This window comes from Aquirhabdus sp. (assembly GCF_046462495.1).
In the GTDB taxonomy this organism is placed as follows: Bacteria; Pseudomonadota; Gammaproteobacteria; order Pseudomonadales; family Moraxellaceae; genus Aquirhabdus.
Genome location: NZ_JBKGVE010000008.1, coordinates 150,492 through 164,474 on the forward strand (window position 1 = coordinate 150,492; position 13,983 = coordinate 164,474).

The 13,983-nt window shown below is 44.7% G+C and carries 14 protein-coding genes; 6 read left to right on the forward strand and 8 right to left on the reverse strand.

Annotation, left to right across the window (positions count from 1 at the left end):
• The first annotated feature begins 72 nt into the window (after nucleotides 1–72).
• Complete coding sequence (locus ACLHG7_RS10590) at nucleotides 73–963, forward strand: acyl-CoA thioesterase (RefSeq protein WP_410210994.1); 891 nt, start codon at nucleotides 73–75, stop codon at nucleotides 961–963.
• A 112-nt stretch (nucleotides 964–1,075) separates the two neighbouring features.
• Here ACLHG7_RS10590 and yihA read toward each other — a convergent pair whose 3' ends face one another.
• Entirely contained in the window at nucleotides 1,076–1,840 is a 765-nt protein-coding gene (gene yihA / locus ACLHG7_RS10595) for a ribosome biogenesis GTP-binding protein YihA/YsxC (RefSeq protein ID WP_410210995.1), read from the reverse strand.
• Nucleotides 1,841–2,043: 203 nt separating this feature from the next.
• On the opposite strand from yihA, the gene ACLHG7_RS10600 reads away from it, so the two are divergent.
• The 3 genes from ACLHG7_RS10600 to ACLHG7_RS10610 all read left to right on the forward strand — a co-directional run bounded on the left by ACLHG7_RS10600 (nucleotide 2,044) and on the right by ACLHG7_RS10610 (nucleotide 4,039).
• Nucleotides 2,044–2,406 (forward strand): c-type cytochrome, encoded by a 363-nt coding sequence (locus ACLHG7_RS10600; RefSeq protein ID WP_410210996.1) that lies wholly within the window; start codon nucleotides 2,044–2,046, stop codon nucleotides 2,404–2,406.
• A 176-nt stretch (nucleotides 2,407–2,582) separates the two neighbouring features.
• Nucleotides 2,583–3,710: a hypothetical protein gene (locus ACLHG7_RS10605; RefSeq protein WP_410210997.1), complete on the forward strand. Its 1,128-nt coding sequence runs from the start codon at nucleotides 2,583–2,585 to the stop codon at nucleotides 3,708–3,710.
• A gap of 8 nt (nucleotides 3,711–3,718) precedes the next feature.
• Nucleotides 3,719–4,039 (forward strand): RnfH family protein, encoded by a 321-nt coding sequence (locus tag ACLHG7_RS10610; protein ID WP_410210998.1) that lies wholly within the window; start codon nucleotides 3,719–3,721, stop codon nucleotides 4,037–4,039.
• Between the two features lie 47 nt (nucleotides 4,040–4,086).
• Here ACLHG7_RS10610 and ACLHG7_RS10615 read toward each other — a convergent pair whose 3' ends face one another.
• Nucleotides 4,087–4,512, reverse strand: a complete 426-nt coding sequence (locus tag ACLHG7_RS10615; RefSeq protein WP_114897997.1) for an outer membrane protein assembly factor BamE — start codon at nucleotides 4,510–4,512, stop codon at nucleotides 4,087–4,089.
• Nucleotides 4,513–4,842: 330 nt separating this feature from the next.
• On the opposite strand from ACLHG7_RS10615, the gene fur reads away from it, so the two are divergent.
• Nucleotides 4,843–5,283, forward strand: coding sequence for a ferric iron uptake transcriptional regulator (fur, locus tag ACLHG7_RS10620; RefSeq protein ID WP_410210999.1), 441 nt, complete (start codon nucleotides 4,843–4,845; stop codon nucleotides 5,281–5,283).
• 82 nt (nucleotides 5,284–5,365) lie between these two features.
• On the opposite strand, the gene ACLHG7_RS10625 is transcribed toward fur, so the two are convergent.
• The 6 genes from ACLHG7_RS10625 to ACLHG7_RS10650 all read right to left on the reverse strand — a co-directional run bounded on the left by ACLHG7_RS10625 (nucleotide 5,366) and on the right by ACLHG7_RS10650 (nucleotide 11,433).
• Nucleotides 5,366–5,935 carry a GNAT family N-acetyltransferase gene (locus ACLHG7_RS10625; RefSeq protein ID WP_410211000.1) on the reverse strand — a complete coding sequence of 190 codons (570 nt, stop codon included), beginning with the start codon at nucleotides 5,933–5,935 and terminating at the stop codon, nucleotides 5,366–5,368.
• A gap of 100 nt (nucleotides 5,936–6,035) precedes the next feature.
• Nucleotides 6,036–6,464: an ExbD/TolR family protein gene (locus ACLHG7_RS10630; protein ID WP_210009315.1), complete on the reverse strand. Its 429-nt coding sequence runs from the start codon at nucleotides 6,462–6,464 to the stop codon at nucleotides 6,036–6,038.
• Nucleotides 6,465–6,495: 31 nt separating this feature from the next.
• A complete protein-coding gene (locus ACLHG7_RS10635; RefSeq protein ID WP_410211001.1) occupies nucleotides 6,496–6,918 on the reverse strand; it encodes an ExbD/TolR family protein in 423 nt (140 codons plus the stop codon).
• Between the two features lie 2 nt (nucleotides 6,919–6,920).
• Nucleotides 6,921–7,808, reverse strand: a complete 888-nt coding sequence (locus ACLHG7_RS10640; RefSeq protein WP_114898001.1) for a MotA/TolQ/ExbB proton channel family protein — start codon at nucleotides 7,806–7,808, stop codon at nucleotides 6,921–6,923.
• Between the two features lie 61 nt (nucleotides 7,809–7,869).
• On the reverse strand, nucleotides 7,870–8,520 hold the full coding sequence (locus tag ACLHG7_RS10645; protein WP_114898002.1) for an energy transducer TonB: 651 nt from the start codon (nucleotides 8,518–8,520) through the stop codon (nucleotides 7,870–7,872).
• A 258-nt stretch (nucleotides 8,521–8,778) separates the two neighbouring features.
• A complete protein-coding gene (locus ACLHG7_RS10650) occupies nucleotides 8,779–11,433 on the reverse strand; it encodes a TonB-dependent receptor (RefSeq protein WP_410211002.1) in 2,655 nt (884 codons plus the stop codon).
• Nucleotides 11,434–12,179: 746 nt separating this feature from the next.
• Here ACLHG7_RS10650 and ACLHG7_RS10655 point away from each other — a divergent pair.
• The gene (locus ACLHG7_RS10655) at nucleotides 12,180–13,937 is read left to right on the forward strand and encodes an ABC transporter substrate-binding protein (protein ID WP_410211003.1); all 1,758 of its coding nucleotides are present in this window, start codon (nucleotides 12,180–12,182) and stop codon (nucleotides 13,935–13,937) included.
• The last annotated feature ends 46 nt before the right edge of the window (nucleotides 13,938–13,983 follow it).

The following is a 13,983-nucleotide window of genomic DNA, read 5'->3' on the forward strand; positions in this document are numbered from 1 at the left end:
AGTTCAGTGTATTCAAGATTTTTTGTTTTATGATGGGTTCATATCGACTAAGAACATCTGTAGGACAGTGCCATGACAACAAAAGTGCAAGATTCAAAACGAGAACTGACCCAAGAACTCATTGATGTCTTAACCCTTGAAAAGATTGAGGAAGATTTGTTTAGGGGACAGAGTCGTAATTTTGTTGGGAACCGTGTCTTTGGAGGACAAGTGCTTGGGCAGGCGCTGCGTGCAGCCAGTTTGACCACCGATGGACGTCCTGCGCATTCCTTGCATGCGTATTTCTTGAATGCGGGCGATATTGCTGCCCCGATCGTATATCAGGTCGATCGACTGCGTGATGGGCGCAGTTTCGTCAGTCGTCAGGTGCGAGCCATTCAATATGGCAAGCTGATTTTCACCATGCTGGTGTCTTTCGCGCCGATTGAGGAGGGTCTGAATTTTCAGATCGATATGCCAGTCGTGCCTGAGCCTGAATCACTGAAAACTGAACAGGAGTTGAAAAAGCTCATTGCACCGTTTTTACCGGAAAAAGTCCGTGCTAATCTGATGCGTGAGCGGCAAGTCGAGCTTCGCCCGATTAATCCAACCAATCCTTTTGCACCTGTGCCTGAAGCGCCAAGCCGTGCCCATTGGATGCGTGTGCCGACACGGCTACCTGATGATCCGAGTCTACATCAATCCATCATTGCGTTCTCATCCGATTTCTCATTAATGGGTGCAGGACTCATGCCGCATGGCGTCAGCTTTATGACTCCAAGCCTACAAGCCGCCAGTATCGATCACTCCATGCATTTCCATCGTCCTGCGCGTGCGGATGACTGGTTGCTCTATGATATGGAAGCAACAGTGACTGCAAATGCGCGTGGATTGAATTTTGGCCGGATGTGGCAGAATGGGCAGTTAGTTGTCAGTACTAATCAAGAGGGTTTGATGCGGTTGCGCGAAACTGAGCAAAAGTAATTGAATCGGTAGTTTGGGTATTCTCATTCTGCGGTAGGTGATTGCTACTTTATAAGTCTCAGTCAAGATAAAAAATGCGTGACGGACTCACGCATTTTTTTACGTTGTGAACTTATATTTCATCAAGACGATAGTCTTTCATCATATTTGGTTTATGGTCAACCACAGTCTCTATGACTGCTTCTTCAGGCGACACTTCAGGCATTCTGCCAAAATGTAGACGATCCGCCATGACGATGGCTAAATCCTCCAAACCCTGACGACGCATCGCTGAGAAGAGCTGAATTGAAAAATCAAGGCCATCGGCATTCAGTTGCTTTTTAACATCCAGCAAGACGGTATTGGCTGGGCCGCGATTCAGTTTGTCTGCTTTAGTCAGAAGAACGTGAACAAAGAGGTTACGTGATTTTGCCCACTGCAGCATCATTTGATCAAAGTGCTTAAGCGGATGACGAATATCCATCAGCAAAACGAGCCCTGCAAGACTTTTCCGCTGAATGAGGTATTTCTCGAGTTCTTTTTGCCAAACCAGTTTCATGGCCTCAGGGACTGCTGCATAACCATAACCAGGTAAATCGACTAAACGTTGATTGGTATTTTGCAGCGTGAAGAAATTAATCATCTGCGTACGACCCGGAGTTTTGGATGCGCGCGCGAGTTGCCGCTGGGCGGTAATGGCATTGATCGCACTCGACTTGCCAGCATTGGATCGGCCTGCGAAAGCAATTTCAAAGCCCGTATCGGGTGGACATAATGAAAGCTTTGGTGCACTTGTCATAAACTCAGCACGGCGTAGCCACTGCATCAGTGGTTTAGGATCAACGGCAGTTGCACCGTTTTCTGTTGAAGGCTTCTGGTTTTCTGGTGTGGTGGGCATGGTGACTTGAGTCCGGCGAATTCAGATGCATTATAAAACGAATCAATGCACAAACCGCTATTAAGTTTCGATAGATATAACGATATAATGGTTTTAACGCACAATCTGCGCGAAATCAGCGTCATCAGAGTGGGTAAATTTTACGCGTTCACTAGCGATAACGATGATTTTCATGTCATGATGTGGCGAATGGAGCATCAATTATGCGTAACAATGCCGTTAGTATTGAAACAGTGGTGGTTCAAAAAGCAATAGATTTAAAAGTAATGGCGCTGGCCGTACTCATCTTTTTAGTCATTGGCGTGTCATCAGCTTGGGCGAGTCGTGCTCATGCAGCAGATACCAATGAACTCTATAAGCAATCATGTGCAACATGCCATGGTGCGGGTGTTTTAGGCGCTCCTAAAGCGGGTGATACCGCTGCTTGGTCCGCACGTCTAAAGGTAGGCATCCCTGCTTTGGTCAAACATACCAAAGAAGGTTATAAAAACATGCCTGCACGTGGACTGTGTAACACCTGCACAGATGATGACTATGCAAATCTCATTAAGCTCATGGCCAAGTAAGCCTGTGACCTTTGATCGATTGCAAAACAAGTCATCCCTCATTGGTTTTTATGGCTGATGATCCTATAAAATAAACTCCCCTTGGCATGGGGAGTTTTTGCATCAAGAAGCATAATCTGGCAATGGCTTGTGATGAGTCTGCACTTACATTGAATATCAATACAAAGAGATGAAACATGATTTTTTTAAATCGATGGCAGGGCGTGCTGCTTGCCTTTTTGATGATGATTCTGCTGGCGGGTCGACTGGAGCCTCTTGCGGGCATCCACCAGATTGATTTTTGGCTGGTGTGGCTCGTCAGCATGGTGGTTCTCGCATTGCCGGTACTCTTGCTGGAGTCCGCGCTGGCAAAGCGCACTAAAGCGCTTCCGCTGCAAGCTTTACCGGCATTAACCCGTGACGCCGATGCGAGTCCAACATGGCGTATCGTCGGTTGGCTTGCAATTCTTGGCGTACTCTTGCTTGCGGGAAGTTTGGCGGCTCAAGTGGGAACACTGGTCAACAATGCAGTTGCTGTTTATCCGAATCAGCAGACTTTGCCCGCCAATATTCTAAAGCTGTTGCCATTTATTATTTTAATTATTGCCTTGGTGCTGTCTTATATCCCCAAAGGATTACCCATTTTTGGTGTGGTACTCTTGCTTGGCGTTGTGGGTGTTGATTTGACTCAAGGCGTATCACTTTCTGTATGGCAGTGGACTGCGTTCACTTGGGTTGAATGGTCCAGTGTTGTAGTTCTGGCTTTGGCATCCACAGGGCTGGGTTTGGGACTCTATTGGGCATCTGCATTAACCAACCAGACTAAGGGCCAAAGTGATACACCGCACCGTACTGTTTTACCCATCTGGCTGACTCAAGTCATTGCTGGTTTTATCTTCGCATTAGGGCTAACGACGACTCAGGTTGCTGATGTTCATACTGCTGCAACCCATGTCAGTATTGTGGTTACGCTATATGCTCTAGCAGCATTGATCGGTGCAGGGATATTGCTTTCTTTTGCGCGCCAACAATTGATGGCGCGAGATTTTAATCCAATGGTCACCAGTATTCTGATTCTGGTGAGTCTGGCGGTTTGGGTTCTACCGATTCAAGACTATTTATTGACTGCCGCAATCGTGGTTGCGATCATGATTACCGCTATTTATGCGATTTTCAGCGGCTGGAAAATGAAGAGTAGCCATCTGCGCAAAGCTTTAAATTTCAATAATGAAGCGCTTTATAATGTTTGGCGCGTACAAATCCGTATTCTTGTCCCTTTAGCAGTTGTATTGGCTATAGCGGGTTTAATTGGACAATATGTGTGATTCATCCAATGGAACAGTCTGAAGATATCCCTATGATCGAAGTCATCTTGGCTTGGGTAAATCAGATGGGTAAGCCTGAACTGTGCAAACTACAGGTGATTGCGGGGACCACTGCCGCGACGTTATTGCGGCAGAGCAATGTTTTTCCCGATCACAAGACTTTACCAGCGATGGGTGTTTTTAGTCATAAAATTGCAGATCCTGAGCATTATGTCATGCAGGATGGCGATCGACTGGAGCTCTACCAGCCGTTGATTTTAAGCCCGATGGCAGTTCGTCGCGCCCGTGCTCGTGCGCACCCCGTTGGACGGCTTAAGCCAAAATCCTAGTCAAAAAAAAGCCCAACATCAATCGTTGGGCTTTTTTTTTTGCAGTGTTATAACGGCTGGGCATTCAGAAGAGGATCTTTACTGCCAGGCAAACCGGGCTGTGTCACAGGGAAGGTATTTGCACCATCAATGCTGACGACCTTGCCGCTATCATCAAATATAATAACCAGATGTTCGCCACTGGCTGGTTTTAATCCTGCATTACGTGCAAGGGTACCGGGGATGTAGGTATACACATAATCCCAGCGATTCGGATTTAAGGTATCTGTGATGGTCGGTGTTCCCAGCAAATAACGCACTTGCTGGGTGGTCATGCCAACTTTGACTTGGGCAATTTGTGCTTGAGTCAGCGGTGAGCCTTGCGGAATATCAATTTTATAGACACCGAATATCGAACACGCGCTTTGCGATAAGCTGAGTAAGGAAACTGCGAGAATGCCCACAGTGATGCGAGTCAGCATGAATTTTTGCATTTTGATACACTTGCCCCATCTTTTGGCTATATGATTGCTGGTATTGTCTACGGCAGAGCGCCTAGAGACGGTTTGTTACCAAGATTGTTACGAGTATTCTAGATGTTGTTTACCGTTATGAGCTAAACTAACGCTAAGTTTTTGGTAGCAAATAGTTAACACATCTGACTATACGCTACATACTTCAATATCGTTTTACGCTTTGGACTTTAGTCGGAAGCAGAAAATTTGCTTAACAATACACGGCATTGAATGCCTAGCATCAGTATGAACTGCGCAAGTTGGGTCATATTAACATGCCTTTATCACGCTGCCCATGATGGAACTGTTATGTCGATTACCAATCAAGATTTACGCAAAGCTGGACTCAAAGTCACTTTACCCCGAGTTAAAATTCTCGAACTGCTTGAGCGCTCAACAGAACATCATCTGAGTGCTGAAGATATCTATAAAACACTGTTAGAGCAGGGTGAGGATGTCGGTCTTGCGACAGTTTATCGTGTGCTGACCCAGTTTGAAACGGCGGGTATTATCGAACGCCACCAGTTTGAAAATAATTATTCGGTATTCGAGATTCTACAAGCCGATCATCATGATCATATCGTGTGTCAAAATTGTGGGCGTGTCGTTGAATTTACCAGCCCGATCATTGAAGCAGAACAGCATGCGGTTGCTGAACGATTTGGATTTGAGCTCACTGGTCACTCGCTTAATCTCTATGTATTCTGTGATAAGCCAGAATGTATCGAGGCACGTAAAAAGCGGAAGTAAAACATTCCGAGACTGTCTATTTTCAAAAAAAACGCCATTGTTGGCGTTTTTTTTTTTTGCTTTAGGTCGAGGCGCGCTCGCGTTATAGATGAACTGGATTAATCTTTGACGTTAATACATGGTCGGCCCATGCGCCATTGATTTTCAGATAGGATTTGGCAAGACCTTCCTGTTCAAAGCCCAGACGACTTAATAAAGCGCCGCTGCGATGATTTTCTGGACGGTAATTCGCCATGATGCGGTGTAGTCCATAACTCTCAAAAATATAGAGATTGGCTGCGGTCAATGCTTCGCACATCAATCCTTTTCCTTCAAATGCCGCACTGATGGCATAGCCTAAATGACAGGCTTGAAAGGCCCCTTGCACAATGTTGCTGTAATTACAGTGACCAATCAATTCAGGGTTTTCAATTGTGTAGATAAGTAGATTGAGGGATAGCCCTGCTTTAATTTTTTGCTCATATTTTTCAAGCGTATGACGCATGGTTTGTAATGTATAGAAATCATCGTTACGCAGTGGGTCCCAAGGCTGCAGGTGGGATTGATTGCTTTGATAGAATGTCAACAAATCTGCGGCATATACTGGGCTTGCAAGACGCAGTATCAATCTGGGTGTTTGTATCCCCTGTGTGGGGAAGCGTTCAAGCGTCATTTGAGTATACCCTCTGGCCATAGAGTTGAATTTTTTAAAAACAAAAAACGCCACTAGGGCGTTTCATGCTTTGCAATGGATCTACAGTAAGATGAAAATCTTACGGCATATATTGTTCATTGCCGACGATCCCAATCTTGGTGACCCCCAAACGCTGGGCTGAAGCCATAATCATCGCGACAGATTTAAACTCCGTTGCTTTATTCGGACGTAGATGCACTTCGTCTTGATCTGGTTTGGTTGCTACACTATGTAGCTTACTTTCCAAATCAGCACGGCTGGTAATCTGCGCACCGTTCCAAAGAATCGTCCCCGCAGCATCAATATCAACATTGACGACGAGAGGGGGCGTTGATGGTGGTGGTGGATCGCCAATCGGATTGTCCATCTTAATCGCATGATTTTGGATGGGAATCGTGATGATCAGCATAATGATCAGCACCAACATGACGTCGATCAACGGCGTCATGTTCACTTCCAACATGACATCATCTTCCTGACTGCTACCTGAACCTACATTCATACCCATAATGATCTCCTCAATTTAAACTGACCCTGACCTAACCGCGGGCAGGGGGTTGAGTAATGAAGGCAATCTTGGCTATGCCTGCACGTTGGGTCGTGACGATGACCTTACCAATCGACTCATACTTGGTCTGTTGATCGCCACGGATATGCACTTCAGGTTGTGGTGTCTTAACCGCGATTTCTTTTAAACGTTTCAACAGTTCGTTAGAGTCAACGTACTGCTCATTCCAAAAGACATCGCCAGTCTTGTTCACTGCCAGAATGATATTTTCTGGCTTAGTCTTATACGGATGGTCAATCTCCTCGGGAAGTTTGACCTGAATCGTATGTGTTACGACGGGAATTGTGATCAAGAAGATGATCAGCAACACCAACATCACGTCCACGAGTGGGGTGGTATTGATGACGCCGATGACTTCTTCATCATCGCCCTCAGAACCAACATTCATGCCCATAATTAGTCAGCCTTTTTGCTGGTATTACCACTGGCAGACATCACACCACTCAGTAATACGGAATGTAAGTCATCGCTGAACTCGACGATTTCTTCAAGTGCTTTCTTATTACGACGAACCAACCAGTTGTAGCCCAGTACTGCAGGAACCGCAACAGCCAAGCCAATTGCAGTCATAATCAATGCTTCACCGACTGGACCTGCAACTTTATCAATAGAGGCTTGACCTGCAATACCAATCGCAGTCAATGCATGGTAAATCCCCCAAACGGTACCGAACAGACCTACGAATGGTGCAGTTGAACCGACAGTTGCCAGGAAAGCCAAACCACCACTTAAGCGACTTTTGACTTTATCCACTGAACGCTGGATGGACATAGAGATCCATGTATTCAGGTCGATACGCTCAAGCAATGCACCATCATGATGTTGCGTTGAATTAGCACCTGTTTGTGCGATATAGCGATAAGCGCTGGTTGGTTTTAGACCTTGGATACCTTCTTCAACAGAAGATGCTTCCCAAAAAGACTTCTTCGCTTCTTTTGATTGACCCATGAGTTTGGCTTGTTCAAGCAACTTGGTAATGATGATGTACCAACTGCCCATCGACATGATGACCAAAATGATCAAAGTTCCGCGTGCTACAAAGTCACCGCCTTTCCATAAAGCATCCAAACCGTAAGGATTGCTGACGGTTTCTTTGGTTGCTGGCTCTGGTGGTGGTAGTGGTGCACTGGTTGACGAAATATCAGACGGTGCAGCAGCGGGAGCAGTTGCTGCAGCTGGTGCCGATGCATCTTCAGCAAAGGCGAAAGGGCTGACTAATGCTGAGCTGGAAATCAATAGGGCAGCCATCAATGATGTCATGCGTTTAGTGGTGTTGTTCAACATAATTACTCCAAGAATTTAAAAAATGTACCAGATGATTCACATCATCATAAAAAAATAAAGATTAGTCGTTTAGTTTCCAAACCCAATCCATCTTCAGCGTTGATTCGACAGGTTGTCCGTCGCTGGTTCCAGGTTTGAAATGGCAAAGACTCAGTGCTTTAAGCGCAGCGCGATCCAATTGACTATGACCACTACTTCTATCGACTTTTGAATTCTTCACATTGCCATCAGGACCGATGACCAATGCCAAGCGTGTCGTCCCCTCTTCTTCATTTTGCAGTGAATCACGAGGGTATTCTGGTTGAGAACATCCACTCATGGAACTGGCAGAGGGTGCAGTGATCTTCGGCGCAGCAGGTGGTGGAGCAGGCGGAGCAGGCGGCGGCGGTGTCTGTGACACTTGAATCGCAGCAGGTGCAGGCGTAGCCACTTTAACCTCTACAGGTGGTACAAAAGTTGGCGGCGGTGTCACCTTCGGTGGTGGTGGCGTTACCGACTTTTTGACCATCTTTGGAGGCTCAGGTTTCTTCTCTGGAGGAGGAGGAACGATTTCCTTAATGATCTGTGTTTCAACCGGGGGCTGAATCACATCGACCACTTTACGGGCAAGCCCGTTGATGAGTGCATAGACAATGATGATGTGCAGCAGAATCACCACGCCTATACCAACGTAGTTCTTGGATGGATTTTTTCCATCCTGCGTGAAATTCATGCTTTCTTTACCTCCGAGACAACATGGTTAGTTACTGGCAAGATCCATAGTAAATAAAACTCCATGCGAATGTTAATTCATTAAGTGGGCAAACTCATATGCTAATTAAGAGTAACCATATGGTTAAAATTGCAATAAGCGTGCCTGATATCATATATAAGCTGTATGTCGTTTGTGTTATAAATTGAAAATCGCCTAGACAAGCTAGGCGATCTTTAAACACGTTAAGCTTAAGTGTGTTTCCTTTAAATTCCTAAATTACAGGAATTTATAGGTAGCACGGAGGAACAATACTCGACCCAGTGGATCGGTATAACGTGGGTCATAGCCGATTTGGAAGTTCGCTGTTGTATTGGTTGCAGGTGGGTTTCTGTTAAAGATGTTTTTCACACCAGCAGTCAACGTCAGGTTTTTGATACCAGAGTAAGTGCCTGACAAGTTGTAATGGATCCATGATGGTACTTTATGGTCATCATATCCAGCAATCGCTGCTGTGTTGTCATCTTGATAGCCTGATTGGTAGCTTTGTTGGAATAATGCGCTCCAATCAGCCAATTTCCAGTTCAGACTTGCAATGTGGCGCCAGCGGAAGAATGGACCTGCACCTGAGTAAACACCTGCATTTTGTAACCATTCGCCACCTTCAGCAGTTTGGTATTTATATGTATTCACATAAGTACCATCGAGACTGACGTTAAAGGTTCCAAGATCAGTAGTTGGAATTTTCCAGTTAAAGCCAAGATCAACACCTGAGGTTTTGACACCGCCGAGGTTAAGGTTAGTATTTAAGATGTAATTCAAAGAGCCATCCGCATTACGCACAAATTGATTGGCATATTTTACAGGATCATCAAAAATATCAGCTTCGTATAGCGTACTGATTTCATTTTTGATAGTGGTGTTGTAATAGTCCGCAGAGACAGTTACGTTTTTAACGGGCTCAATCACTGTACCAAAGGTATATGATTTTGAGGTCTCTGGTTTGAGGTCTTTATTACCACCAGTGAGACGGTAGAACTGTTGTCCGCAATCGCGTGCTGAAACTGAACCAGGAGCGCCTACACCGCCAGGACAAAGGACAGGGTCGTCATATGCATTAGCAGTATAAGTTTTTGAGTTAGGGTTATTCAACTCGTACAGACTTGGTGCACGAAAACCTGTTGAATAAGAACCACGGAACATCACTTGCTTCAGGGGTTCCCAACGGAATGCAACTTTAGGATTTGTTGTACCACCAACATCACTATAATTGTCATATCGTAAGGCAAGCTGAGCTTCTAATGATGGCAAAATAGGGATTTTGAATTCTGTAAATATAGCACTGACATCACGACGTCCTGCTGCTGATTTCGAATCGGCACCACCAGTACTTTCTACAAGAGTAGCAATGTCATAATCGACATTATAGTTTGCTTCTTCGTGACGATACGAAGTTCCTAAGGCAAAACCTAGTTGACCAGCAGGAAGGTCAGCAATGGCACGGCTGATAGTGAAGTCTACGTTCGTTGCTTTAATCCGAGCGTATTCATAAGGACCCTCAAGAGTCAGAGAGCTTGGAACTCCGATATCTTCAGGTGCTTGAGCTCCAAATGGATTTAATGTTCCGTTGAGTAGCGCTTCACGGCCTGCTTCGTTATTCAGATAGCCCGCGAGTAAACGGTCTGCTGCATTGCTTTCGGTGTATGAAACGCCACCTTTATAATCCCAGTCAAATGCAGTGCCGTCAGCAGTAAACAAGATTCGATCCTGTTTGCTGACCGTATCGTTGATACGAGGTCCTGTTGAGACACCCCGGTAGTTAACAGATATAGGATCTCCGCTTAAGCCATCCACTGCTGGAGTAATTCCATTTCCTGGAAAATACTTGCTAGTGTTTGGCACAAAGTAGTCAGATCCACCGCCTGCAAGGAGATCTTGTGCCACAGTAGTTCTGATATTACTTTCAGAATGTAAGTATTCGAATCCTACCTTGTTGTTGTCATCAATCTTAAAGGTCCCTTTACCTAATAATGAAAATTCGTAGGTCTTAGGTACAATACCGATTTGAGTTTGGGTGTTATAACGACAGATAGCACCTTTGGCAAATGTATATGGTGGTCTACATCCAGTAGCGGCGTATGGATTCCCGCTAAAATCAGCAGTTGGATCATAGAAATTTGCAGGGAATGTGTTACCGCTGGTTGAACTGATGCCTAGATCAGGGCGAACACCACCTTGATCTGTGAAGCTACGGTCTTTACCAAGCAGACTTTGTTGTGAGTGGTAATCTGCAACACCAAACAGATTGAAGCCATCTTTATCCAAATCACCAAAACCACCAGTGATGTTAAAGCGCCCTTCTTGTCCACCACCACTGTGGGTTGGAGTGCTTCCCTCAACTGTTGCGATCAATCCAGTGACTGAACGTTTGGTAATAAAGTTAATAACACCACCAATTGCATCAGTTCCATAAATCGCAGAAGCACCGTCGCGCAATACTTCAATACGATCAAGTGCAGCAAGTGGGATAATACTTAAATCCACTGATGTGCCATCAAATGCACTGTTGGCGATACGACGACCATTGAGCAGTACTAGCGTCTTGTTAGCACCTAAGCCACGTAAATCGGCTGATGGACCAGATGTTTTTGATGCACCGACATTATTGGATGCGGTGAACTGTGTTTGATTGGCTGAAAGGGTTTGCAGCGCTTCAGAGGCTGTTGTCACACCCGCACGTGCCAAATCTTCTGTTTTGATAACGCTAATCGGTGATGCACTCTGTGCTGCAATGCCTTTAATCGACGATCCTGTCACTTCTACACGTTCGACTTTGTCGTCGGCGTGTGCAGTATTAACCATTAAGCCCATACCAACGGTCATACCGCCGGTAAATATCACACGAAGTGAATGAGCCAATATATTTAGTTTCATTACAATGTAACCCCTCTACTAAGTTATCGTTACAGTCAGCAATAACTATGCCACACACTGTAACCAATTATTCACAATCCCCAATAATGCTTATATCCAAATTTAAATAATCTGCCAAGTCATTTTTTTGAATAAACAGATAAGCGGTGCATCTATATAATGTGTTTTAAACGAAATTTAGATAAAGGAATTGAGCTGTATTTTTGTCAAATAAATTTATGAAAAATTAAGTTTAAACATGTGTTTATGTTGAGTTGTTAAAGGGGGTTTTATAGCAGGATTGGACTGTTTGGTCTTGTTTGTTGTTGTGTTTAAACTGGCGAGTCATTTTTAGTGCAAAGATAGATTTTGGACGGATTGGTTCATTTGATGTGGCACCAAAAAAGAGCAGTTTTATGCGATTGTGATCAGGATGGGGCGGTGTGTATTCAAGCGATGTGAAAGGGTGTATTCTAAAAAAGTGTCGAATATGCATCAGGGTCAACATCCTTTTGTTTACGCATTTTGTTTTAACCATTTAAAAGCAAATGATTTATATTGTTGTATTTTATTTAAAGTAAACCAATATTTTTGTTTTGAAGTACGCTGAACCATATGGTTCATGTAGGTGTTTGTTGTTTTGGTTTGTAAGAATTTTTCCAGTGGATTTTCATGGCATTGTGTAAGCAGTATGAAGGGGAGTGTAAATGCACAATGATGTGCTGAATAGGTGTTGTTTTGGTGCACCGTTATTGTGCAAATGGACGATGACTATTGTGTTGAGTATCTCCTTCATCTCTGAAAAAACATCTGCAGGAACCAATCCTGCTGATCCTGCCAAAGTCGTTCGGGTTGCATTTGAGGCGGCTGACGATGGCTTTGATCCGGTCCGTACTGCTAACGCTTATTCAAACTGGGTGATCAATGGGATTATTGAACCCTTGATGACTTATGACTATATGGCTCGCCCAGCGAAACTGATTCCAAACACCATTGAGTCTATGCCTGAAATCCTAGAGCAAGGCAAGATCTATGTTTTTCATCTTAAAAAGGGCATCTACTTTGCGCCAGATGCGGCGTTTAAAGGAAAGCCGCGTGAGCTTAGTGCGCAAGATTATGCTTATACGCTAAAGCGTTTTTTAGACCCCAAGAATCATTCTCCTTCAGCCAATTTTTTGAGTGGCAAGATTGTCGGTATGGATGAGTTAGTCGCGCAGGCGAATGCTACGGGGCGTTTTAATTATGATGCCAAAGTTGTCGGCCTACAGACACCTGATCCCTACACTTTACGAGTAATACTGAAGCAAGCGGATTATAACTTCCTATCCATTCTGGCCTATAGCGCATTCGGTGCTGTTGCGCGAGAAGTGATTGAAACCTACGGTGGGCAGACACAAAGTCATCCTGTCGGAACAGGGGCATATATGCTGCAAAAGTATATGCCTCATAGCAAAGTCATTTTGGTCGCAAACCCCAATTATAGAGGCTATGTCTGGGATTTTAAGTCTTCAGGAACTTCGGAAGATGATCAAATCGTTCGTGACATGAAAGGCAAAAAAATGCCACAAATTGGGCGTGTTGAAATCAATATCCTCGAAGAAGAGCAATCTCGGTGGCTCGCATTTCTGGGTAAACAACTTGATTTTGATAAGCTGCCACAAACGGTTGCGCCTACGGTACTGAGTGGTGAGAAGTTAAAACCTGATTTTATTAAGCAGGATATCCACTTATATCGACAAGTCGAGCCATCGTTAACTTACACGTTTCTGAACTATAAAGATCCCATCATTGGTGGCAATAGCCTAGAGAAAATTGCGCTTAGGCGTGCAATTATCATGTCGTATAGCGTCGATCAAGAAGTTTCAAAAATGCGCATGGGTCAGGCTGTTAAATCTGAAATGATTATCCCGCAAGGGGTTGAAGGATTTGACCCGACCTATCGCAGCAGTGTGGCTTATGATCCCGAACTTGCGAATAAGCTATTGGATCATTTCGGCTATAAACGTAGCACGGATGGTTATCGAACATTGCCGGATGGTAAACCGCTTGTTCTTAAATTTGCAGTGGCGTCTGGCACAGATAAGATGATTCAGTCTGAGATTTGGAAGCGTGGGCTGGATAGTATTGGTATTCAATCCAGTTTTGCGGTGAGCAATTTTGCAGACAACTTGAAAGCCGCAACGTTGTGTCAGCTTATGATCTCTCCGAGTAGCTGGAGTGCGGACTTCCCAGAAGGCGAGAATTTTGTGCAGCTACTCTATGGACCTAATGCTCATCAGAGTAATCATGCCTGCTATGCCTCTGCTGCATTTGATGCACTATATGAAAAAGCAATTTCGCTACCGACAGGAAGCGCGCGTCAGCCTTTGTATATCCAGATGAATCGGCAATTAGAGGCTGATAGTGTGTGGTCAGTCGGCGTATCGCCTGTCCGCAATTGGCTGATTCGCCCATGGGTAAAAGGCTTTAAAAAGCATCCTATTTTACGTGCGGATTGGCAATATTTGGATATTGTGCCGCATTGAAATTGAGAAAACCCGAGTGGAATACAAAAACGCTACTTGGGGTGAA

Excerpts from the sequence above, each read along its gene's own strand:
- ACLHG7_RS10590 (WP_410210994.1), top strand. The coding sequence starts at position 73 with ATGACAACAAAAGTGCAAGATTCAAAACGAGAACTGACCCAAGAACTC.
- yihA (WP_410210995.1), bottom strand. The coding sequence starts at position 1,840 with ATGCCCACCACACCAGAAAACCAGAAGCCTTCAACAGAAAACGGTGCA.
- ACLHG7_RS10600 (WP_410210996.1), top strand. The coding sequence starts at position 2,044 with ATGCGTAACAATGCCGTTAGTATTGAAACAGTGGTGGTTCAAAAAGCA.
- ACLHG7_RS10605 (WP_410210997.1), top strand. The coding sequence starts at position 2,583 with ATGATTTTTTTAAATCGATGGCAGGGCGTGCTGCTTGCCTTTTTGATG.
- ACLHG7_RS10610 (WP_410210998.1), top strand. The coding sequence starts at position 3,719 with ATGGAACAGTCTGAAGATATCCCTATGATCGAAGTCATCTTGGCTTGG.
- ACLHG7_RS10615 (WP_114897997.1), bottom strand. The coding sequence starts at position 4,512 with ATGCAAAAATTCATGCTGACTCGCATCACTGTGGGCATTCTCGCAGTT.
- fur (WP_410210999.1), top strand. The coding sequence starts at position 4,843 with ATGTCGATTACCAATCAAGATTTACGCAAAGCTGGACTCAAAGTCACT.
- ACLHG7_RS10625 (WP_410211000.1), bottom strand. The coding sequence starts at position 5,935 with ATGACGCTTGAACGCTTCCCCACACAGGGGATACAAACACCCAGATTG.
- ACLHG7_RS10630 (WP_210009315.1), bottom strand. The coding sequence starts at position 6,464 with ATGGGTATGAATGTAGGTTCAGGTAGCAGTCAGGAAGATGATGTCATG.
- ACLHG7_RS10635 (WP_410211001.1), bottom strand. The coding sequence starts at position 6,918 with ATGGGCATGAATGTTGGTTCTGAGGGCGATGATGAAGAAGTCATCGGC.
- ACLHG7_RS10640 (WP_114898001.1), bottom strand. The coding sequence starts at position 7,808 with ATGTTGAACAACACCACTAAACGCATGACATCATTGATGGCTGCCCTA.
- ACLHG7_RS10645 (WP_114898002.1), bottom strand. The coding sequence starts at position 8,520 with ATGAATTTCACGCAGGATGGAAAAAATCCATCCAAGAACTACGTTGGT.
- ACLHG7_RS10650 (WP_410211002.1), bottom strand. The coding sequence starts at position 11,433 with ATGAAACTAAATATATTGGCTCATTCACTTCGTGTGATATTTACCGGC.
- ACLHG7_RS10655 (WP_410211003.1), top strand. The coding sequence starts at position 12,180 with ATGACTATTGTGTTGAGTATCTCCTTCATCTCTGAAAAAACATCTGCA.